Origin of the sequence: Limnobacter sp. SAORIC-690, from assembly GCF_002954425.1 — a bacterium.
In the GTDB taxonomy this organism is placed as follows: Bacteria; Pseudomonadota; Gammaproteobacteria; order Burkholderiales; family Burkholderiaceae_B; genus Limnobacter; species Limnobacter profundi.
Window position 1 is genome coordinate 70030 of the sequence record NZ_MQVZ01000001.1, and the last position, 21358, is coordinate 91387.

24 protein-coding genes and 1 pseudogene are annotated in these 21358 nt (G+C 52.7%); 17 read left to right on the forward strand and 8 right to left on the reverse strand.

Going from position 1 to position 21358, the window contains the following annotated elements; translation table 11 throughout:
* Nucleotides 1-7: 7 nt before the first annotated feature.
* The gene (miaB, locus tag BSZ31_RS00305) at nt 8-1351 is read right to left on the reverse strand and encodes a tRNA (N6-isopentenyl adenosine(37)-C2)-methylthiotransferase MiaB (protein WP_240605600.1); all 1344 of its coding nucleotides are present in this window, start codon (nt 1349-1351) and stop codon (nt 8-10) included.
* A gap of 161 nt (nt 1352-1512) precedes the next feature.
* Here miaB and coq7 point away from each other — a divergent pair, with 161 nt between their 5' ends.
* Nucleotides 1513-2190, forward strand: coding sequence for a 2-polyprenyl-3-methyl-6-methoxy-1,4-benzoquinone monooxygenase (gene coq7 / locus BSZ31_RS00310; protein WP_105027034.1), 678 nt, complete (start codon nt 1513-1515; stop codon nt 2188-2190).
* Here the strand turns inward: coq7 and BSZ31_RS00315 are convergent.
* Both BSZ31_RS00315 and BSZ31_RS16790 read right to left on the reverse strand, forming a co-directional pair.
* Complete coding sequence (locus BSZ31_RS00315; RefSeq protein WP_105027035.1) at nt 2187-2609, reverse strand: OsmC family protein; 423 nt, start codon at nt 2607-2609, stop codon at nt 2187-2189. The genes coq7 and BSZ31_RS00315 overlap by 4 nt on opposite strands.
* A 79-nt stretch (nt 2610-2688) precedes the next feature.
* Nucleotides 2689-2853 carry a hypothetical protein gene (locus BSZ31_RS16790; protein WP_168426788.1) on the reverse strand — a complete coding sequence of 55 codons (165 nt, stop codon included), beginning with the start codon at nt 2851-2853 and terminating at the stop codon, nt 2689-2691.
* A 288-nt stretch (nt 2854-3141) separates the two neighbouring features.
* Between BSZ31_RS16790 and rplM the strand changes: the two genes are divergently transcribed.
* The 7 genes from rplM (at nt 3142) to BSZ31_RS00350 (ending at nt 7629) form a co-directional block, all read left to right on the forward strand.
* Nucleotides 3142-3570: a 50S ribosomal protein L13 gene (gene rplM / locus BSZ31_RS00320; RefSeq protein ID WP_008251461.1), complete on the forward strand. Its 429-nt coding sequence runs from the start codon at nt 3142-3144 to the stop codon at nt 3568-3570.
* Between the two features lie 8 nt (nt 3571-3578).
* Nucleotides 3579-3971: a 30S ribosomal protein S9 gene (gene rpsI / locus BSZ31_RS00325; RefSeq protein ID WP_105027036.1), complete on the forward strand. Its 393-nt coding sequence runs from the start codon at nt 3579-3581 to the stop codon at nt 3969-3971.
* A gap of 110 nt (nt 3972-4081) precedes the next feature.
* Nucleotides 4082-5125, forward strand: coding sequence for an N-acetyl-gamma-glutamyl-phosphate reductase (gene argC / locus BSZ31_RS00330; protein WP_105027037.1), 1044 nt, complete (start codon nt 4082-4084; stop codon nt 5123-5125).
* Between the two features lie 18 nt (nt 5126-5143).
* Complete coding sequence (locus BSZ31_RS00335; protein ID WP_146106536.1) at nt 5144-5860, forward strand: DUF6776 family protein; 717 nt, start codon at nt 5144-5146, stop codon at nt 5858-5860.
* Nucleotides 5861-5875: 15 nt separating this feature from the next.
* Nucleotides 5876-6277, forward strand: a complete 402-nt coding sequence (locus BSZ31_RS00340) for a polymer-forming cytoskeletal protein (protein ID WP_105027039.1) — start codon at nt 5876-5878, stop codon at nt 6275-6277.
* A gap of 23 nt (nt 6278-6300) precedes the next feature.
* Nucleotides 6301-6651, forward strand: coding sequence for an iron-sulfur cluster insertion protein ErpA (erpA, locus tag BSZ31_RS00345; RefSeq protein WP_008251471.1), 351 nt, complete (start codon nt 6301-6303; stop codon nt 6649-6651).
* 78 nt (nt 6652-6729) lie between these two features.
* Nucleotides 6730-7629 carry an AEC family transporter gene (locus tag BSZ31_RS00350; RefSeq protein ID WP_146106537.1) on the forward strand — a complete coding sequence of 300 codons (900 nt, stop codon included), beginning with the start codon at nt 6730-6732 and terminating at the stop codon, nt 7627-7629.
* Between the two features lie 624 nt (nt 7630-8253).
* On the opposite strand, the gene miaA is transcribed toward BSZ31_RS00350, so the two are convergent.
* The 4 genes from miaA to tsaE are packed head-to-tail and all read right to left on the reverse strand — an operon-like array spanning nt 8254 to nt 12954.
* Nucleotides 8254-9210, reverse strand: a complete 957-nt coding sequence (gene miaA, locus BSZ31_RS00355; RefSeq protein ID WP_105027041.1) for a tRNA (adenosine(37)-N6)-dimethylallyltransferase MiaA — start codon at nt 9208-9210, stop codon at nt 8254-8256.
* 12 nt (nt 9211-9222) lie between these two features.
* Nucleotides 9223-11088: a DNA mismatch repair endonuclease MutL gene (mutL, locus tag BSZ31_RS00360; RefSeq protein WP_105027042.1), complete on the reverse strand. Its 1866-nt coding sequence runs from the start codon at nt 11086-11088 to the stop codon at nt 9223-9225.
* A 30-nt stretch (nt 11089-11118) separates the two neighbouring features.
* Nucleotides 11119-12423: an N-acetylmuramoyl-L-alanine amidase gene (locus BSZ31_RS00365; RefSeq protein ID WP_291712608.1), complete on the reverse strand. Its 1305-nt coding sequence runs from the start codon at nt 12421-12423 to the stop codon at nt 11119-11121.
* Nucleotides 12424-12468: 45 nt separating this feature from the next.
* A complete protein-coding gene (gene tsaE, locus BSZ31_RS00370) occupies nt 12469-12954 on the reverse strand; it encodes a tRNA (adenosine(37)-N6)-threonylcarbamoyltransferase complex ATPase subunit type 1 TsaE (RefSeq protein ID WP_105027044.1) in 486 nt (161 codons plus the stop codon).
* On the opposite strand from tsaE, the gene queG reads away from it, so the two are divergent.
* Nucleotides 12953-14038: a tRNA epoxyqueuosine(34) reductase QueG gene (gene queG, locus BSZ31_RS00375; RefSeq protein WP_105027045.1), complete on the forward strand. Its 1086-nt coding sequence runs from the start codon at nt 12953-12955 to the stop codon at nt 14036-14038. The two genes, tsaE and queG, sit on opposite strands and share 2 nt — an antisense overlap.
* Nucleotides 14039-14049: 11 nt before the next feature.
* Here queG and purM read toward each other — a convergent pair whose 3' ends face one another.
* Nucleotides 14050-15090, reverse strand: a complete 1041-nt coding sequence (purM, locus tag BSZ31_RS00380) for a phosphoribosylformylglycinamidine cyclo-ligase (protein ID WP_105027046.1) — start codon at nt 15088-15090, stop codon at nt 14050-14052.
* A gap of 156 nt (nt 15091-15246) precedes the next feature.
* On the opposite strand from purM, the gene BSZ31_RS00385 reads away from it, so the two are divergent.
* The 8 genes and pseudogenes from BSZ31_RS00385 to panD all read left to right on the forward strand — a co-directional run bounded on the left by BSZ31_RS00385 (nt 15247) and on the right by panD (nt 21335).
* On the forward strand, nt 15247-15942 hold the full coding sequence (locus BSZ31_RS00385; RefSeq protein WP_168426789.1) for a DnaA ATPase domain-containing protein: 696 nt from the start codon (nt 15247-15249) through the stop codon (nt 15940-15942).
* The gene (locus tag BSZ31_RS00390; RefSeq protein WP_105027048.1) at nt 15923-16588 is read left to right on the forward strand and encodes an HAD family phosphatase; all 666 of its coding nucleotides are present in this window, start codon (nt 15923-15925) and stop codon (nt 16586-16588) included. Before BSZ31_RS00385 ends, BSZ31_RS00390 begins: the two co-directional genes overlap by 20 nt.
* Nucleotides 16585-18035: pseudogene (gene pcnB / locus BSZ31_RS00395) on the forward strand (polynucleotide adenylyltransferase PcnB). Before BSZ31_RS00390 ends, pcnB begins: the two are co-directional and overlap by 4 nt.
* Nucleotides 18032-18523 (forward strand): 2-amino-4-hydroxy-6-hydroxymethyldihydropteridine diphosphokinase, encoded by a 492-nt coding sequence (gene folK, locus BSZ31_RS00400; protein WP_105027049.1) that lies wholly within the window; start codon nt 18032-18034, stop codon nt 18521-18523. Before pcnB ends, folK begins: the two are co-directional and overlap by 4 nt.
* A 75-nt stretch (nt 18524-18598) precedes the next feature.
* The gene (locus BSZ31_RS00405) at nt 18599-19240 is read left to right on the forward strand and encodes a deoxynucleoside kinase (protein WP_105027050.1); all 642 of its coding nucleotides are present in this window, start codon (nt 18599-18601) and stop codon (nt 19238-19240) included.
* 25 nt (nt 19241-19265) lie between these two features.
* Nucleotides 19266-20096, forward strand: coding sequence for a 3-methyl-2-oxobutanoate hydroxymethyltransferase (gene panB, locus BSZ31_RS00410; RefSeq protein ID WP_105027051.1), 831 nt, complete (start codon nt 19266-19268; stop codon nt 20094-20096).
* Nucleotides 20097-20103: 7 nt separating this feature from the next.
* Entirely contained in the window at nt 20104-20955 is an 852-nt protein-coding gene (gene panC, locus BSZ31_RS00415; protein WP_105027052.1) for a pantoate--beta-alanine ligase, read from the forward strand.
* Entirely contained in the window at nt 20955-21335 is a 381-nt protein-coding gene (gene panD / locus BSZ31_RS00420) for an aspartate 1-decarboxylase (RefSeq protein WP_008251515.1), read from the forward strand. The genes panC and panD overlap by 1 nt, the downstream gene beginning before the upstream one ends.
* Nucleotides 21336-21358 lie beyond the last annotated feature (23 nt).

Genomic DNA, 21358 nt, shown 5'->3' on the forward strand with positions numbered 1-21358 from the left:
ACGGATATCAGGCAGCCGTGATTGGCACTTGCCCCCTCAGGGAATTGGGATAAGCCTCGACAATGTCCAACTCAACGATCTGTCCCACCATTCGGGCATTTCCGGCAAAGTTGACCACCCGATTGTTCTCGGTACGTCCCGCCAACTCGGCAGGGTCTTTTCTGGATGGCCCTTCGACCAATACCTTCTGACGAGTGCCAACCATCGACTTGCTAATGCTGGTGGCATGGTCTTGGATTGTTTTTTGGAGGCGGGCCAAACGCTTGAGCTTGGTAACTTGGTCGACACCGTCTTCCAGATCCGCTGCAGGCGTTCCGGGGCGCGGGCTGTACACAAAAGAAAAAGAGGTGTCGAAACCCACGGCATTGATCAAGTCCATGGTTTTTTCAAAATCGGCCTCGGTTTCACCAGGAAAACCAACGATGAAATCAGACGACATGGATATATTGGGGCGAATTTCACGCAGCTTGCGAATGATCGACTTGTATTCAAGCGCGGTGTACCCACGTTTCATGGCGGCGAGAATGCGGTCTGAACCCGCTTGAACCGGCAAATGAAGATGGTCAACCAGCTTGGGCAGCCTCGCATAGGCTTCGATCAGGCGTGGGCCAAACTCTTTGGGGTGCGAGGTGGTAAAACGGATTCGTTCGACGCCGGGCACTTCCGAGACATACTCAAGCAGCAGTGCAAAATCGGCTATCTCGCTTGTATCGCCCATTTTCCCGCGGTAGGCATTCACGTTTTGCCCAAGCAAATTGATTTCTCGCACGCCTTGGTCTGCAAGATCGGCAATTTCAGTCAGTACATCGTCAAATGGGCGGGAAATTTCTTCACCGCGCGTGTAGGGAACCACACAGAAACTACAGTACTTGCTGCAGCCTTCCATGATGGACACAAATGCAGTGGCACCGGTGTTTTTGGCCAAGGGCAAATTGTCGAACTTCTCGATTTCAGGAAAAGAAATGTCCACCTGTGGCCTGTGCGTATCCCGGCGCTGCTTGATCAATTGCGGCAATCGGTGCAAGGTTTGAGGACCAAACACCACGTCGACATACGGCGCACGCTCAACAATGGCCTTGCCTTCCTGGCTGGCCACACAGCCGCCCACACCAATAATCAGGTTGGGGTTGGATTTTTTCAGGTGCTTGACACGCCCCAAATCGCTGAACACCTTTTCCTGCGCTTTTTCACGCACCGAACAGGTATTGAACAAAATGATATCTGCATCATCTGGGGTGTTCGTTCGCTCCAGCCCGTCTGAACTACCCAGCACGTCGGCCATTTTGTCGGAGTCATACTCATTCATCTGGCAGCCAAAGGTTTTGATGAAGAGCTTTTTCTTGGAAGTCATGGTTTGCCTAAAATGTGCCACCATGAAGCAGACCGGTTTCAGAACTGAAACAGGAGCCAACACGGGGACGTTGTAATTCGTTGCGCGTTGACGCGGATTTTACTTGCATCCCTTGCTAAAATGAAGACTTCATTGAAAAAACACAGCATTGGTGCGTAGTAATGCCAAATCGAGCCCCCCGTTTTCCGAAGTTTCCCGCCTTGCCCACGCTTCCCTCCATCGATGCCATATTGGGCGAGGTCGACAAAGCATTGAAGACCCTGGCTGCCACACCTGTGGCCCAGCGCCCCAACCCGGCAGGGAAAAACCTGCCTACCGATCAGCTAAACGATGCAGAAAAACAGCAGGTGATTGGCCTGATGCGCGTAAACCACGTGGGGGAAATTTGCGCACAGGCGCTTTACCAGGCTCAGGCACTGGCTAGCAAAGACCCCGAAAAAAAGGCGTTGTTTGATCACGCCGCCAAAGAAGAGGCCGACCACCTGGCCTGGACCCAAGAGCGGCTGGACCAGTTGGGTGCTCGCCCTAGTCTATTAAACCCATTCTGGTATGGCGGCGCATTCGCCTTGGGCTTTGTTGCGGGCACACTGGGGGACAAGGTTAGCCTTGGATTTATGGCGGAGACGGAGAAACAGGTTGAAAAGCACCTGAACGATCACTTGGGCAGACTGCCCGCGGGCGATCAGCAGTCCAGAGCGATTCTTGAACAGATGCGTCAGGATGAGATTGAGCACGGGCAAACCGCGATTGATCAAGGCGCAAACAATTTGCCCATGCCTGTGAAACTGGCCATGACCGCGATGTCGAAGGTCATGACCACGCTGGCACAGAAAATTTAATCTTCAATAATTTCGTGTGTAAACACCAACTCAGCCGTTTTGCCCAACATGGCAGACGCTGAGCAATACTTTTCATGGGACAGCTTAATGGCCCGATCGACCAGATTAGGCTTCAACCCCCGGCCAATCACCTGAAAGTGAAAATTGATTCTGGTGAAAACCTTGGGGGCTTCTTCAGCACGCTCGGCACTCATTTTCACCTTGCAATCGCGAATGTCTTGACCGCTTTTGCGCAGAATCAACACCACATCATAGGCCGTACAGGCGCCAGTACCCGCCAACACCACTTCCATAGGACGCGGGGCCAGGTTATTGCCGCCGCCATCCGGGGCACCATCCATACACAACATATGCCCACTGCCTGTTGTGGCCACAAATGACATGCCGGGTAACCCCGACCAGCTAACTTCGGCTTCCATAAAACTCCTTATTTATGATTAATTGCTCATTATGCATTGCACAATATTTACTGAAAAGAAGTTGAAAAAACGCTCTATTTTATTGAGCCTGATTAACAAATAACCAGTCAGTCACTAGTAATATTTTTAAGCTTTTGTTTTTAATGGTTTTTTTTAATCCACTTTTAAAATGTGGAATAAGTTGCTTTTTTCGGACAACAGAAACAGACTCTTGCGCCGCAACAGAAAAATCTCTAGAATTCAAATTGTAGTCACTTGAATGAACCACGAATCACTGATCGCAGAGTTTCTTTCAGGTGCAAATTTGTCTCCTCCACCCTCCTCCTTTGGTGGATTAAACCCAAGCACCTCACAGTGCTTGGGTTTTTTGTCTGATACGTTAAAAATTTTAACCGAAAGCAAAAAAATTTGCTAAAATCGCGGGTTACCTGTTGGGAGAGCCCTTCGGCTGCCGACCTGCATATTAATGTGGGCTGCATGTACAAGTAGGGAGACAGGTAAAAAAGCACTTTTTTATCTTTAAGGAAAAATCATGAAAACCTACTCAGCGAAACCCGGTGAGGTTAAACAAGAGTGGTTTGTGATCGACGGCACCGACAAGGTGTTGGGACGTGTAGCCAGTGAAGTTGCACGCCGCCTCCGTGGTAAGCACAAACCTGAATTCACACCGCACATCGACACAGGCGACTTCATTGTTGTTGTAAATGCCGGTAAATTGCGCGTTACAGGCACGAAAGGCCTGAACAAAAAGTATTTCCGCCACTCTGGTTACCCAGGCGGTATTTACGAAACGAACTTTGACAAGATGCAGGAACGCTTCCCAGGCCGCGCGCTGGAGAAAGCCGTGAAAGGCATGTTGCCAAAAGGTCCTCTGGGCTACGCGATGATCAAGAAATTGAAGATCTACGCCGAAGCAGAGCACCCGCATTCCGCACAACAACCCAAGCCACTTGAAATCTGAGGTGAACCATGATTGGTGAATACAATTACGGAACCGGTCGCCGCAAAAGCTCAGTGGCCCGTGTTTTTATCAAAAAAGGTACTGGCCAGTTCATCGTGAACGGCAAGCCTTTGACTGAATACTTCGCTCGCGAAACAGGCCAAATGGTTGCTCGTCAACCCTTGGTACTGACCGAGAACGTTGAAACTTTTGATATCAAGGTAAACGTGCGCGGCGGCGGCGAAACTGGCCAGGCTGGCGCAGTTCGCCACGGCTTGACACGTGCCCTGATCGACTTCGACGCAGAACTGAAGCCAACCCTGTCCAAAGCAGGCTTGGTTACTCGTGACGCCCGTGAAGTTGAACGTAAAAAAGTGGGTCTGCGTGGCGCGCGTCGTCGCAAGCAGTTCTCCAAGCGATAAACCAGCACCAAGCTGTCATATCGTTTACACCCAGCAGCCCTCCCAGCTGGGTTACAATCGAAAGCCGCACAAATGTGCGGCTTTTTTTCTTTTCAGTGCAAGGAATAATCATGATCAAGGTAGGCATTGTTGGCGGAACCGGTTACACAGGGTCTGAACTTCTTCGCCTTTTGGCCCTGCACCCGCAGGCTGAACTGAAAGCAATCACATCGCGCGGCGAAGTTGGCCAGCCAGTAGCAGACATGTTTCCGGCACTGCGCAAACGCGTCAATATCGCTTTCACAGAGCCGACCTTTGAATCGCTGAAAGATTGTGATGTGGTGTTTTTTGCAACTCCCCATGGAGTGGCCATGGCCCAATCGGCTGAACTGGTGAATGCGGGTATACGGGTGATTGATCTAGGCGCGGACTTTCGCCTGAAAGATACAGTGCAATTTGAGAAGTGGTACGGTATGCCCCATTCAGAGCCAGAACTGCTCAGCAACGCATGCTACGGCTTGGTTGAATCAGCACGTACCGAGCTGAAAAAAGCGAAATTGGTAGGCTTGGCAGGCTGTTACCCCACCGCAGTGCAATTGGCGCTCAAACCTTTGATCAGCGGGGCAAGTCCGTTGATCGACGAAAGCAACATTGTTGCGGATTGCAAATCGGGAGTGTCCGGTGCGGGCCGCAAAGCAGCAGTGGGCTCTTTGTTCTCTGAGGCGGCTGAAAGTTTTAAAGCGTACGGTGTGAGTGGACACCGCCACTTGCCGGAAATTGAACAAGGCCTTGAATTGATTTCAGGCCGCAAAACCCAAATTACCTTCACGCCACATTTGGTGCCCATGGTGCGCGGCATTTTGGCAACAACGTATGTAAAACTGAATGAACAAGGCAAAAACACCGACATTCAAGCGCTTTATGAGCAGCACTACGCCAATGAATATTTTGTGGATGTGATGCCCAAAGGCTCACTGCCTGAGACCAAATCCGTACGCGGCTCCAACTTCGTAAGAATCGCGCTGCATCGTCCACAGGGTCGAGACACGCTGGTGATCGTCTCGGTGATCGACAACCTGGTGAAAGGTGCGGCAGGGCAAGCCGTTCAAGCCATGAATGTGATGTTCGACTTGCCCGAGCATATGGGGCTGGAGCAATTGCCTTTGGCACCTTAATTACAAGGATTTTGCGGTTTGAACCCCAAGAAAACACACCATTCACGTCGAACCCTGTTACCGGGAGTGCAACGCTCCTCCCGGTTTGCTTTCGCTTATGGCCTGCTGCTTGGCCTGTCCGTTCTGGGGGTCTGCGCTGCCTATGCAATGTGGGGCCCAGCGGACAACGCCATTCAAAAACTTTTTTCGACCCAGGAAATTGAGGTGCTCAATGAGCAACTGGCTGAACTTCAAACGAAAACGACAGAACTTCAAGACGAGATATCCCGTACCAATGAATTGGTAAAACTGGACAAAGAGGCCCGCAGCAAACTGACCCTGCTGATTACCAACCTGGAATCAGAAAATGCGAAATTGAAAGAGGATTTGGCGTTTTTTGAAGGATTCATACCCGGAAGCCTACAAGGTGCCATTTCACTCAAGCGGCTTCAAGTGAACAAAGACACGGTTCCGGATCAATACCGCTATAAAGCACTCGTAATTCAAGGTAGCCAGCGCCCCGAGGTGACACTGAATGTGCAAGTGTTGATTAAAGTGTTGAACAAAGGGGAATCCAGTGTCATAGTTTTACCGAACGCTGAAACGTCCGAAGACCCCCAGTTCAAAATCAAACTGACCCGTTTTTCTAGGGTGTCGGGCATGTTTTCCCTGCCCGAGGGCAGCAGGTTACAAAGCGTTGAAATGAGAATTCTGGAAGCAGGCGCTATTCGCGCGCAGTCCACCATCAAACTTTGAAGGGGTTTTAAACGCATGTTCTCGAAAAAAAATACAAAGCGGCTGCTGCCAATCCAAAGCCTGGTGGGCGCGGACATGATTCTTAGAGGCGATTTGCGCTTCAAAGGAGGCCTGCGCATTGATGGCGAAGTGGACGGCAATGTGATTGCAGACGAAAGCGCTCAGTCACTGCTGGTGATTTCTGAAACCGGCAAGGTACGAGGCAGCGTGCGCGTTGGGCATGTTGTGGTCAGTGGTCTGATTGAAGGTCCGATTGAAGCCAATCAGCTTCTGGAGCTGCACCCTTCCGCAAATGTCTCGGGTGACGTAAGATATAGGGCATTGGAGATGCATCCAGGTGCGGTCGTAGACGGTACCTTGCACCATGAGAGCGAAGAAGTGATGCCAGGCAAGCTGGCCTTGGCTTCAAGCAAGTAATTCCAGCAAAAAGGCAGGACAAGATGGACGTAACTACAGAACAACCCAGCGTATTGGTTTTCACTGACTCAGCCGCAGCCAAAGTGCGAGATCTGATCAATGAAGAAGGCAACCCCAACCTGAAACTGCGCGTATTCGTGCAAGGTGGCGGCTGCTCCGGTTTCCAGTACGGTTTTACTTTCGATGAAGACGTGAATGAAGACGACACGGCCTTGGACAAAGGCGGCGTGACTTTGTTGATCGACTCCATGAGCTACCAGTACTTGACTGGTGCCGAAATTGATTACAAAGAAGACATCAACGGCGCGCAGTTCGTGATCAAGAACCCAAATGCGACCACTACATGCGGCTGCGGCTCTTCGTTCTCTGTTTAAAACAGGTACGGCATGAACAAAACCCACCTTCGGGTGGGTTTTTTATTGGCTCAATGACCAAACACCACACGCAAACAATTGTCCCCACTACTTCTTTTCCCTGATTTCGCAATTATCGCCCTAGGCTACCTGCTGCGCCGCTTCTGGATGGCGCCTGCCGCCTGGGTCACCATAGAAAAACTGGTTTACTTTGTGTTGTTTCCATGCCTGCTTTTTTTCTCGGTGGTGTCGAGCAATTTTGACCTGAACACAGTTGGAGCCTTCGCCCTGGGTGGACCTGCCGTCATATTCACGGCGTTTGTGTTGGGTTGGTTAGGATTGCTCGTCAGCAATATGGGGCGCGTGGACTTTGCATCAGGCTTGCAAACGGCGTACCGGTTTAACTCCTACATTGGTCTGGCTTTGGCCAGCCGCTTGGGTGGCCAATCGGCAGTGGCCAATATCGCCATTTTGCTGGCGCTGGGTGTGCCGCTGTGCAATGTATTGGCCGTGGGCACCATGAGCAAAGGCGGTCGTTTGAGCGCGTTTGTAGACATTCTGAAAAATCCGCTAATTATTGGGACCTGCCTTGGGATTGCAGCGAAATTGATGGGCGTGCAGGTGCCTGAACCAGTCATGCTGACTCTAGAGCGATTGGCACAAGCAGCGGTGTCGCTGGGCCTGCTTGCAGTGGGGGCAGGCTTGGTATTCTCCGGCTTGAAAGGCAATTGGCCGGTGTCGGTTTGGTGGCTGTTTGTGAAACTGTTGGTGTCACCTTTGGTGGCGGTTCTTTACGCTCACTTCACCGGGCTTGGGCAAGAACAGACCATGGTGCTGCTGGTATTCTCTGCCATTCCCTCTGCATCGAGTGCCTATATTCTGGCAGCGCGCATGGGCGGGAATGCACCACTGGTGGCTTGTCTCATTTCGATGTCAACGGTGGGGGCTGCTATAACCTTGCCTTTGGTGTTTGCGCTGGCGCAGCGTTTTCCTTTGTAATCAAGCTGGATTGTTTATCGTCGAATTGGCCGGCGTTCTGCTCTCTCGGTGCTGGTTCATCGCCCAATCGGCTTGGGTTCCGGTCTCTCGCGGTGCGTTAACTGCCCGATCGGCTTGGGTTCCGATCTCTCGCCAGAAAACCTGTTGATCCCTTGCTGAGCCTTGCGATGCCTGAGAACGACCCTCCTAAACCACGGGTCGGGTCCGTTCTCTGTCGCCCATATTGGGCGACACCGGCCCTGCTCGGCACGCAAGCAGGTTTTCTTGAAGGCGAGGCGATCGAAACACCGCCGCCGATTGGGCATTGAACACAGCCGTGCGTCGCTCGGAGGTGGAGAAGTGCTGCACGGGAGTGCGGGGAGCTGAACTTGCAATGGGTCGCACGATGACCAGTCAGAAAACTTGCCGGCTTGGCGCGCCGAGACTAACGATCGCGCCATGGCGCGAAAGCCAAGACCCGACCGTTACTTTTGGAGGGCTTGGCTTAGTGCAGGATCAAGCCGACAAGCCGAAATGCCAAGTTTTCGGGCAGCGGTGACCCTGCAAGCTCAGTTCCCAATAAACCAGTCCGGTCCGACACAACTAACCCATGCCGGGTTGGCAAGAAACTGCTTCGATGAGTCATCAAGGCAACAAAGCCTCGATCTGATTTTTTATCCAGGGTTTCACGGATTGAAGCCAATTGGACTGCAACGGGTCAACTACTTCTTTGTTGGAGGTTGAACGCAGCCACGTTATTTGCCGCTTGGCCAATTGGCGTGTAGCAGCGACACCTCGGTCTATCATTTCCTGCCGTGTGCAATGGCCGTGCAAATGCTCCCAGACTTGCCTGTACCCCACACAACGCATCGAGGGCATGCTGTCATCCAACACGTAATTGTGACGAAGCTCGATGACCTCTTCTACGAGGCCCTGCTCCAGCATGTTCAGAAAACGAGACTCAATGCGCTTGTGCAAGACAGACCGGTCAGACAGTTCGATAGCCAGGGTGGGAATTTGCAAATCGGCCTGCTGATCCCGCTGATGAAAGCTTGAAAGTGGCTGGCCGGTAATTTGAAAAACCTCCAGCGCGCGCTGCAAACGCTGGGAGTCATTGGGCTTTAAGCGCTGGGCTGTAAGGGGGTCTACCTCGGCGAGGCGAGCGTGAATGGCGGGCCAGCCCTGCTCCAAGGCATGTTGTTCAATGGCCTGGCGAATTTCAGGATTGGCGGCAGGAAGGTCGTCCATGCCACTGATCAGCGTTTTGTAATACATCATGGTGCCGCCCAAAATAACAGGCACTTTGCCTCGCGCACGGATATCCGCAATCAGTGCATGGCATTGAACGACAAACTCAGCGGCGCTGAAAGTGTCGCTTGGTGTGATGATATCGATTAAGTGGTGCGGCACCAAAGCCAGTTCTTGAGGGGTGGGCTTGGCGGTTCCGATGTTCATGTCCCGAAACACCAGTGCCGAGTCGAGACTGATAATTTCTATCGGGAACCCCTGATCGGCCATCCACAAGCCCAAGGCAGACTTGCCGGATGCCGTGGGCCCAAGTACAGCCAGGGCTGGAATAGTGCCGATGCTCACGTGATTCACGCCCCCTTTGCTCTATTGGCCGCGCAAAAACCACTTGTCCATTTCAGACAAACTGAAATGACGCCATGTAGGCCTGCCATGGTTGCATTGATCCGACCGCTCGGTGCGCTCCATGGAACGCAACAGCGCATTCATTTCAGGTACGGTGAGCTTTCTGTTTGCACGGACTGCGGTGTGGCAGGCCAAGCCAGCCAGCCATTCATTGCGCTGGCGTTCAAGCACATGCGCCACGCCGTACTGGTGCAAGTCTTCAAGCCACTGTTGCAGCAATGCAGACAAATCCTGACCCGCCAACATGGTGGGCACGGCGCGCACCGCGATTTCCTGAGTTGAAATGAGACTCAAGCGAAATCCCAGTTTTTCCCAAAGGTGCTGACCATTGTCGACTTCACTGGCCAGGCGAGGATCAATTTGTACCAACAGAGGCACAAGTAACTCTTGGGAAGAGATGGTTTGCTGATTGTCCAGCGCATTCTTGAACTGCTCATAGAGAACACGCTCGTGGGCTGCATGCATATCGACCACCACCATGCCATCGGGACGCAAAGCGAGAATGTAAATACCGTGTACCTGCGCAATCGCCTGTCCCAAATACTCAGACAATTCTGCATGATCGGCTGCCTGGCTTTGCTGGCTTTCTTGCACCAAGGGTCGCGGCGTAATTACGGCAGGACGCGGCGCGGATTCAATCGGGCGATAGGCTTGAATATAATCGGCAAGCTCCTCCCGCAGGAAAGGAAGCGCTGCACTTTTTGCTTGAACCTGAATCACTGGCGGGGAAGCGCTGGACGCTCTCCACACATTGCCGTTGCCCGACACGGAGGGTGTGACGACAGAAGGTGCCCCGACCTCCACACTTGCGGACGAATCACTGAGAGGAGCGACAGCCCTGGAAGGAGCAAGACAGGCCTGAATCGATTGACGCACCCATTGATGCACTGCCCGCGCGTTTCGGAATCGCACCTCTGTTTTCGCGGGGTGCACATTCACATCCACCTCATTGGCGGGTAAATTCAAAAAAAGCACAAAGGCGGGAAATTTGTCGCCATGAAGTACATCTTCATAGGCTGACCGGACCGCATGCCCAATCAGTTTGTCTTTCACAAAGCGGCCATTGACGTAGAAAAACTGCATATCGCCTTTTCCACGGGCTGCGTCAGGCAGGCCAACCGCACCATGCAATTGCATATCGGCAGTTTGGACGTCAATTGGCTTGGAGGCACCATTGGCCATGGTTTCGAGAATGCTGAAGACCCGAGCACTCCAGCTGCTTTCCTGAAAACGGCTTTGTAATTTGCCATCCCGATACACCAGCCAGGTGACCGAGGGGTTGGCCAAAGCCATGCGTTTAACGACGTCCAGACACTGAAAAAATTCAGTTTGCTCTGTTTTCAGGAACTTGCGGCGTGCGGGTGTACTGAAGTAAAGCGATTGCACATCGACCGTGGTACCAGGGCTTGCCGATGAGGGCTCGACAAGCCAGCGCCCACTTTGGTTACTGATGCTGTATGCGCATTCCTGACCTTTCGGATAACTGCTCAGCGTAAACTGACTTACGGAAGCAATTGAGGCCAAAGCCTCTCCTCGAAAGCCGAGGCTCATCACACTTTCAAGCTCACTTAGCGATTGAATTTTTGAAGTGGCATGACGTGTGACCGCCAACTCGAGCTCGTCTTTGGGTATGCCTTTGCCGTTGTCCTGAATGCAAATTCGTTGAATACCGCCACCATCAATGCGAATGGTGATCTCCGACGCACCCGCATCCAAAGCATTCTCAAGCAGTTCTTTAACAACTGATGCTGGACGATCAACCACTTCGCCTGCGGCAATTTGGCTGATCAATACATCGGGCAACAGGGATATCGGGCGGTGGTTCATCCACTCATTATAAGTGGCAGCGCGCCCGGTTTAGGTCAGGGGAGTGCGGGCGACAGGAGGGTTCTTGGCGAAGTAATTTGCAATACCCTTGGCGATCGCTTCAGCCAATTCCTGTTGATGGGCCGGGTTGGCCAGTTTTTTCTCTTCATCCGGATTGCTGATGAAGGCCGTTTCAATCAGGATAGATGGAATATCAGGCGCCTTCAGTACGGCAAACCCCGCCTGTTCCACACGCGGCTTGTGCAATCGATTCACCTTGCCCAAATTGCCGAGAACGGCATCGCCCAACTTCAAGCTGTCATTGATTTGAGCGGTGGTCGACAAATCGAGCAGAACGCGAGCCAATTGCGAATCAGTGCCTTTGATATTGACCCCACCGATCAAATCCGAGGCATTCTCCTTGTTGGCGATCCACTTCGCAGCAGTGCTTGTAGCGCCTCGTTCGGATAGAACATACACCGACGATCCGCCCGCAGTGGGACGAATAAAGGCATCTGCATGCACAGAAACAAACAAGTCAGCATTGACGCTGCGGGCCTTTTGCACACGTGTATTCAAAGGTACAAAAAAGTCACCGTTGCGAGTCAACATGGCCCGCATGCCCGGCATTTTGTCAATTTCTGCCTTCAGTTTTTTGCTGATGGCCAACACCACATTTTTTTCGTAAGTGCCCCCTTTGCCAACTGCGCCAGGGTCTTCACCGCCATGCCCTGGATCGATCGCAACCGTGATCATTCGTCTCAGTTCTGGAGACGGCTTCTTCTCAACAGGTGCATTGGGCTGTGCCTTGGCAACTTCGGTTTTACTCCCGCCTTTTTCAGGAGTGACACCTTCCAGCTTTAAAGTGCCACTGGTCTCCGATTCCGCCAAGCGCAGCGCACGAGAAATTTCATCCTCTCGCATCGCCGGGTCATCCGACTTTTTCAGCAAAGCCAGCAATGGATCTGCCGGATTCTTGGGGTAAAAATCCACGACAAACCGATTTTGATACTCGGCGATTGGATCAATCGTGAAAATTTCTGGTTTGACTTCCGCCTTCAGATCGAACACCAGTCGCACCGTGTTCGCATCGTATTGTCCGACCCGAATTTGTTGCACATAAGGGTCTTCGGGATGCAGGCGACTGGTGAGGTCTTTCAGGGTGTTGTCGAGTCGCATGTCCAGCAAATCGATCACCATGCGCCAGGGATTCTCAATCAGGAAGTGTTTGTACTTGATTGCGCCCGCGTGCTCTAACGTTACCCGGGTGTATTCATCAGCGGGCCACAGGCGTACATCGACAAACTTCACCTGGTCAGCAGCAAAAGCGCCCACAGGCATCAGTTTCAGAAGCATTCCTGCTCCAACGGTTTTCAACAAATCGCGACGCGAATTCATAGGCTATTGTTGTTCGTTCAGTTGTTCAACCAAGTGCTGCCCATATACCGACAGGGCTTTCACCTCAATGCTTCGCCCAGTGGTTTCCTGGCCTGGCTGCTGGTGATAACTGAGCTGAATTTCGAGATCCGCTCGAGGAAGCAGGCCACCAGCCTTCTCAGGCCATTCGACCAAACAAATGGCATTTTCCTCGAAGTAATCACGAAATCCGGACTCCTCCCATTCATTTTGATCGAAGAATCGATAAAAATCAAAGTGATACACAGAATAATTCGAGAAATTGTAAGGTTCTACCAACGCATAGCTGGGACTTTTAACTGCACCCTGCACTCCCAAGGCCCGCAAAAACGCCCGCACCAATGCTGTTTTGCCTGCACCCAAGGGGCCTGACAGGTAGATGCGAAGCGGCGCTTGCGCAAGTTTGGCTAGCTTTTCCCCTACACTGTGGGTTGCGGCGTCGTCGGGTAAATAGCGGGTATAAGTTTTCATGCAGGCTCATCAAGAACAAGAGAACTGGGCATTGTTGCAACGTGTGGCCAAAGCACAGGGTTTGGGCTGCATGGGTGTCAGCGACACCCATTTGCAGGCCTGTGAGCCACATTTGCAAGCCTGGCTAAACCAGGGCATGCATGGCGAAATGGCCTACATGGAGCGCCACGGACTAAATCGCCTGAATGCAGACACCCTGTTTCCCGGTGCGATTCGAATCGTATCACTGCGTGTGCCTTACGTGCCTGAAACAACGCTGAACCAGCCTGATGCGACGACATTCACCGAGAAAACCCTGATGGAAATCGAAGTCCGCAACAAACCCTATGTGAGTTTGTATGCGCGTGGACGTGATTACCACAAAGTAATACGGCAGCGTCTGAAACGGTTCGCCGCTGCTGTGAATTCCGAGGTAGGTGGATTCGGGTTTCGTGTCGCTGTGGACAGCGCTCCCACCGCTGAAGTCGAAATTGCACGCAAGGCTGGTTTGGGCTGGCGAGGCAAACACACTTTACTTATTCACCCCGAGGAAGGCTCCCTGTTTTTTTTAGGTGAAGTGTTCACGAACATGCCTTTGCCTTTGAGTGGTGAATTTGGCAAAAACCACTGTGGTACGTGTACCAGCTGCATCACAGCCTGCCCTACCCGCGCAATTGTAAAACCCTACCAGGTGGATGCCCGGTTGTGCATTTCTTACCTGACCATTGAACACGACAGCGAAATACCCCTTGAACTTCGCCCGCTCGTGGGTACACGAATTTATGGTTGCGACGACTGCCAACTGGCATGCCCGTGGAACAAATTCGCCAAACCCGCGCAGTACGCCGACTTCAATCCGCGCGCCGAGTTTGATAAACCCGACTGGTTTGCCATGATGCGCTGGACCGAGGAGGAGTTTTTAAAAATAACCGAGGGCAGCGCCATTCGCCGTATTGGCTACAGGCGGTTTAGACGAAATTTGGCCGTGGCTGCCGGCAATAGTGTAGGTGTTATAGGAATGCGTGAGGCACTGCTCGAAATGCGCTCAAGCGCCGATGCATTCCTGATGGAACACATCGACTGGGCTTTATCCCGGCTTGATTAATCAGTGAACACTTATTTTGCTGGGCGAACAATGGTGTGTGCTTCGCCCTCAACACGCGGGCGAACCGCGCCCACTTGATACACCTTTTCACCCGCTGCGCTTAACAAATCGATTGCAGCCTTGGCTTGTTCTGCCGGCAGCACCACAACCATGCCGATGCCGCAGTTGAAGACGCGGTTCATTTCATCAAACGGCACTTGACCGTTTTGCTGCAACCACTTGAACAGCTCTGTTTCTGGCCAAGTACCACGGTCGAGCTCGGCCACCAAATTGTCGGGCAACACACGTGGAATGTTTTCGACCAAACCACCACCAGTGATGTGAGCCAGCGCATGAACCGGCACCTTCTTGATCAACTCAAGCACAGGCTTCACATACATGCGGGTTGGTGCCATGATGGCCTCGCGCAAAGGCATGCCATCACAAAGCTGGTTTAAATCGGGTTGGGCACGTTCCAGAATTTTTCGAACCAGCGAAAAACCATTGGAGTGAATGCCATTGGACGCGAGGCCCAAGATCACATCGCCGGCCTTCACCTTGCTGGCATCCAGAATTTCGGATTTTTCAACAATGCCTACCGCAAAACCAGCCAAGTCATATTCACCGTCGGGATACATGCCTGGCATTTCGGCGGTTTCACCACCAATGAGCGCACAACCCGCCTGTTCACAACCATAAGCAATACCGCCCACTACGCTTGCGGCTGTTTTAACGTCAAGTTTGCCGCACGCAAAGTAATCAAGAAAATAAAGGGGCTCTGCGCCTTGCACCAAAATATCATTGGCACTCATGGCCACCAAATCAATACCCACGGTATTGTGAATGTTCCACTCAAAGGCCAAACGCAACTTGGTACCCACACCATCCGTACCGGAGACAAGCACGGGTTCTTTGTACCCCTTGGGTACTTCGAACATGGCGCCAAAACCGCCAATACCAGCCAGCACTCCTGGGCGCATGGTGCGCTTTGCCATAGGTTTGATTGCATCAACCAGATCATCACCGGCTTGCATATCAACGCCGGCGTCTTTGTAGGTCAAGGGAGAATTCATTGAAATTCGGTCCGAAAAATTGTGGTGCTGGGTTGCTTGCTTCAGGTTTATGGCCACAAGCGCGAGTGGTTGTATTTTAACCGAGACAGGGCGTAAAAAGTGTCATTCAAGGGTATTATTGGGGGCTGCTCGATTCCCCCCGCTTTGGCAATGCCCATGCAACAGTTGCTTCTCGATGTGTTCACGCCGCCTAGGCCAACACTGTCCAACTTTCTGGTTGGGCAGAACGGGCAACTTGTGCATGAACTGCGAGAACTGATCCAAATGAAGGGAACCAGTCCGTTTGTATACATGTACGGACCTTCAGGTTGCGGAAAAAGTCATTTACTGCGGGGCGTGGCCAGTCAACTGGGAGTGAATGTGCTTGCCGGCGGCAATCGCTTTGTGTTCAAGCCCGGCGAACAGGTCTTGGTGATCGACGACATTGACCGCCTGACCCCATACTCCCAGGTGCAATTGTTCAATGCGTTCAATTCAAGCATGGCCGAGAGCAAACCCAGTAAAATCGTATTGGCGGCTGAGCACCCCACCACCGAACTGAAACTGCGTGATGACTTGCGCACACGCATTGAAGCTGGCTTGTGCTTGCGGGTGCACCCCCTGAGCGATCAGGAAAAACATGCCGCACTGCAAGCCATGGCGAAATCGCGGGGCCTGCAGTTAAGTGAAGAGGTCATTGAGTACGCACTTCGCTATTTCCAGCGTGACATGGGCTCGCTAATGGCGGTGATGGACGGGCTGGATCGCTTTTCCCTTGAACAACATAAACCAGTGAGCGTGAATTTGCTGCGCCACTGGATGAAACGACGAGAAAGTCTGGTAATTCGAGAATATGAAACTCGCACTGTTTGACCTGGACAACACCCTGTTGCCCATTGACTCTGACCATGGATGGTCGCAATTCCTTATCAACAAAGGTGTACTGGACCGGGCCGAATTTGAGGCGCGCAACAATCAGTTTTTTGCAGACTACAAGGCAGGTACACTGAACATCGACGAGTTTTTGGACTTTCAATTGCGCCCGCTGCGCGACAACAAACGTGCACAACTGGCGGCTTGGCACCATGAGTTCATGGCTGAAGTCATTCGACCCAACTTGAAACCAAGCGCAATTGAGCTGGTAAAACAGCACCAGGCGGACAATGCCGTGTGCGTGATCATTACGGCCACCAACAGCTTTATTACCCAACCAATTGCACAGGCATTTGGAATTGAAGCCCTGATCGCTACCGAACCTGAATTGGTCGATGGTGAATACACAGGCAAGGTCACTGGTGTGCCCAGTTTCAGGGAGGGCAAAGTGACCAGACTGAACGAGTGGTTGGCCGCGAAGAACTGGACTTTGAGCAGCTTTGAGAGCAGTTACTTTTACAGTGACTCCATCAACGACCTGCCCCTTCTGGAATGCGTGAGCCACCCGGTTGCGGCAAACCCCGACAACAAACTGGCTGAAATTGCACAAACACGCGGCTGGCCTGTCCTTGAGTTGTTCAAATGATCAAGAAACTGTTCAAACGAATGTTTTCCAAGCCAGCCACGCTGGGGCGTGAAACCCCGGGGCCTCCTGCTGCTCACTTGAACCTGGGGACGCCCAAGAAAGTGAAAGCAAGCTACGGCGTGCACAAACCCAAGGTGTGGGGTGTGGCCGAGCACAAAATTGATCGCCGCCTGGTTAGCCACAATGCGATCCGCGTGTGCGAAACCTTGCAAAGCAAGGGTTACAAAGCCTTTGTTGTGGGCGGTGCCGTGCGCGATTTGCTCTTGGGCATGCGTCCCAAAGACTTCGACGTGGCCACTGACGCAAGCCCTGAACAAACCCAAAGACTGTTTCGCCGCGCACGGGTCATTGGCAGGCGCTTTCAAATTGTGCACGTGATGTTTGGCCCTGAAACCATTGAAACATCAACCTTCAGAGCCCTGGCCAGTGCAAGCAACGAGAAAGATGAGCACGGCAGGGTGCTGCGCGACAATGAATTCGGGCGGCAAGACGAAGACGCCTCAAGGCGCGACTTCACCGTAAACGCATGTACTACGACCCCAGCACGGAAACCGTGTGGGACTACCACCATGGCATGGAAGACCTGCGTGCGCGCGTGCTGCGCATGATTGGAGAGCCAAGCCTGCGCTACCGCGAAGACCCGGTTCGAATGCTGCGTGTGGTGCGTTTTGCAGCCAAACTGAATTTCGAGATTGAACCAGCCACCTACGCGCCCATCGCCGAGTTGTCTGACTTGCTGCGCAATGTGCCTGCCTCGCGGCTGTTTGATGAAATGCTGAAGCTGCTGATGAGCGGCTCGGCCATGGCCTGCTTGAAAGGTTTGCGAGAGGCTGGATTGCATCATGGTGTATTTCCCTTGCTCGATACAATTCTGGAGCACCAACGCGGTGAACCCTTCCTGACCGAGGCTTTGGCCCGCACCGACAAACGCGTAAAAGAAGGCAAGCCACTCAGCCCTGGCTTCCTGTTTGCCTGCTTGTTGTGGCATTTGGTGCTTGAAAACTGGGAGAAGAAACTTGAACAGGGGGAACTGAAATTCCCGGCACTGTTTGCCGCGATGGACGATGTACTGGCCGAACAGGCCGAACGCACGGCCATTCCACGTCGCCTAACCGGCGACATGCGTGAAATTTGGGCATTTCAACCACGTTTCGAAAAACGTGCCGGCAAGGCGCCATTCCGCATGCTGGAGCAACAGAAATTCCGGGCATCGCTCGATTTCTATGAATTGCGTGCCATGGTGGGCGATGTAGACGCCGATGTTGAATTGGCCGAATGGTGGCGCGAATTCAGCGATGGCGATGTGAACAACCGCCAAAACATGCTGGACGCCCTGCGCGGAACACCCGCAGGTACCGATGGAGCAGCCAAGAAGAAACGTCGGCGCAGAAAACCCAAACCAGGCGCAGGTACGATTGGTGCTGGCCAGGGACAGCAGGGCGAGTGAACCACAAGGTGAGCCATACACTGTGCTATTTGGGCTTGGGTGGCAACTTGGGGCATCCCATGGCCCTTTTCGACGAAGTAGTCGCGCATTTTCGAACCCATTTCTGTGCGCAAGCGGTGCGGGAATCGCTGCGGTTTAAGAGTGCCCCTGTGGATGCCACAGGTCCGAACTATGTGAACTCCGTGCTGGAATTGATGTGGCAAGGAGATGCAGAGCAACTGTTACACGAATGCATGGCCATTGAGTCACAATTGGGACGGATTCGTACCACGCGCAATGCCCCACGTCCCATCGACGTTGATGTGCTCCTGTTTGGTCAGGAAACCGTTAATACTTCACAACTGACAGTGCCCCACCCACGCATGCACCTGCGGCGCTTTGTACTGGAGCCGCTGTTGCAGTTAAACCCAGAAATTGAGATCCCGGGCCTGGGCCCGGCGAAAAACCATTTGCCAGGCACGCTGGACCAGATCGTCAAAGCAATTTGAACTTTTTTTCCAATACCAGCCTCACCCCTGCGCTACACTGAGGCCGCGCGCAAGCCACCCACCGGAGAGTAAAACTTGTTGTCACAAAAGTATCGCCACATCGTGATTGAAGGCCCAATTGGCGTGGGAAAAACCTCGCTGGCCCGACTGATCGCCCAGCGATTTCAGGCAGAGCTGTTGCTCGAGAAGCCTGAAGACAATCCCTTTCTTGAGAAGTTTTACCAAGAACCCGCCCGTTACGCCCTGCCCACCCAGTTGTTTTTTTTGTTTCAGCGCATTGGGCAGCTGCGGGATTTGACCCAGCGGGATTTTTTCGAAAACATGGTGGTCAGCGACTTCCTGCTGGAAAAAGACCGCATGTTTGCCAGCCTGACGCTGGATGAAGAAGAGCTGAAGCTTTACCAGCAAATTTATCAACACCAAAGCCCACAAACCAGCGTGCCTGATTTGGTGATTTACCTGCAAGCTTCGCCGCAAGCACTCATTGAACGGGTGCAAAAACGCGCAACGCCCTATGAGGTGAACATCACCGAGGCGTATTTGTCCCAGTTAAGCGATGCATACAGCCGGTTTTTTTACCACTACGACGACGCACCCTTGTTGATTGTGAACACCGAGCATTTAAACCCGGTTGATCATTCCGAAGATTTTGATTTGTTGTTAAACCAGATTGACGGGATGAAAGGTCGACGCGAGTTTTTCAACTGGTCTGAGTAACACCTACCCCTCACGAGAGCACACCATGAGCGCACAACCCCAAGCCGCTGCCAACAGCACCCGCAAGGCTGTTACCTTGCCCGCGTTGCTTGAGATGAAAAAAAATCAGGAAAAAATCGCCATGCTGACCTGCTACGACGCGTGCTTTGCCAGCGTGCTCGATGCAAGCGGCGTGGATGTTTTGTTGATTGGCGACTCTTTGGGCATGGTACTGGCTGGCATGCCCAGCACCCTGCCTGTGACCATGGACATGATGGAGTACCACACACGTTGTGTAGCCGCTGGCAATAAAAATGCATTTGTGGTGGCCGACATGCCGTTTGGCAGCTACCAGGAAAGCGTGGAGCAGGCCTACCGCAATGCCGCCAGGCTGATGGCAGCAGGCGCGAACATGGTGAAACTCGAAGGCACTGCATGGCTGGCCCCGACCGTTGAATACCTGACCACACGCGACATTCCTGTGTGTGCCCATTTGGGCCTGACGCCGCAATCGGTCAGTGCGCTGGGTGGTTATCGCGTGCAGGGCCGCGATGCCAAAGCCGCGAAAATACTGAAAACCAATGCCAAGGCCATGCAGGAGGCTGGCGCCCAAATGGTGCTGTTTGAACTGATCCCGGGCAAACTTGCAGCGGACATTTCCAAAAGCCTGATGGTACCCACCATCGGCATTGGCGCCGGGGTTGATTGTGACGGACAAGTTTTGGTGCTACACGACATGTTGAATGTTTTTCCGGGCAAAAAACCGAAGTTTGTGCGCAATTTCATGGATAATCAGCCCTCGATTCAAGCTGCCGTGCAGGCCTATGTGTCCGCGGTGAAAGACAAAACCTTTCCCACAGCAGAACACACATTCTGAGTATTTGATGAGACAGATTTCTTCAATTTCCGAGCTGCGCGATCAACTGCGTGGCCAAAACCGGGTGGCTTTTGTGCCCACCATGGGCAATTTGCACGAGGGTCACATGTCCCTGATGCGAATTGCTGCCAAACACGGTGACCCCGTGGTGGCGAGCGTGTTTGTGAACCGATTACAGTTTGGCCCCAATGAGGATTTCGACAAGTACCCGCGCACCATGCAGGAAGATGCGGAAAAACTGGAAAAAGAACAGGTGTATGTGATGTTTGCGCCCACCGAGCGCGACCTGTACCCCGAGCCACAGGATTACCGTGTAAAGCCGCCCGATGACCTGGGTGGCACATTGGAAGGTGAATTTCGCCCCGGTTTTTTTGAAGGCGTGAGTACGGTTGTCACCAAGCTGTTTAATTGCGTGCAGCCCAAAGTGGCAGTTTTTGGCAAAAAAGACTACCAGCAGCTGATGATTATTCGGCGCTTGGTGGCCCAACTGGCCATGCCCATTGAAATTATCGCAGCGCCCACCGTGCGGGCAAAGGATGGCTTGGCCCTCTCTTCGCGCAACCGCTACCTGAATGAGCAAGACCGTGCCGAAGCGCCGTTTTTGTATCAACTTTTGAATGATCTCTCGAATCGGGTAAAATCGGGTCGCCCGAATTTGGACCAGTTGGTACAATTGGAGCGCATTTGCGCTGACACACTGGCGAACCGTGGCTGGAAGCCCGATTATTTTGAGGTACGCAGGCAAGCAGACCTGCAACGCCCCACCGATGAAAACCTGTCCGATCAAACGCCGCTGGTTATACTGGCCGCGGCCAAGCTGGGTCAAACCCGCCTGATCGACAATCTGGAGATTGACTAATGCATCGTGAGATGTTGCTCGGAAAAATTCACCGAGCCAAAGTAACCCACTGCGAACTGCACTATGAAGGTTCTTGCGCGATTGATGAAAACCTTCTCGAAGCGTCGGGCATTATTGAATTTCAGCGCATCGACATTTACGTGATCGACAATGGCGAGCGTTTTTCAACTTATGCCATCAAGGGCGAGCGCGGAAGCGGCATGATTTCCCTGAATGGTGCGGCTGCACGCCGTGCTCAAAAGGGTGACTTGGTAATTATTGCGGCCTATGGCACGCTGGATGATCAGGAGTGCAAAACATTCCAGCCCAAGCTGGTGTTTGTTGATGACAACAATGTGATTGCCGAGCAGCGCGGGCACATTCCAACCCAGCAAATGTAATTAAGCCAAGCCAGCGTTTAACC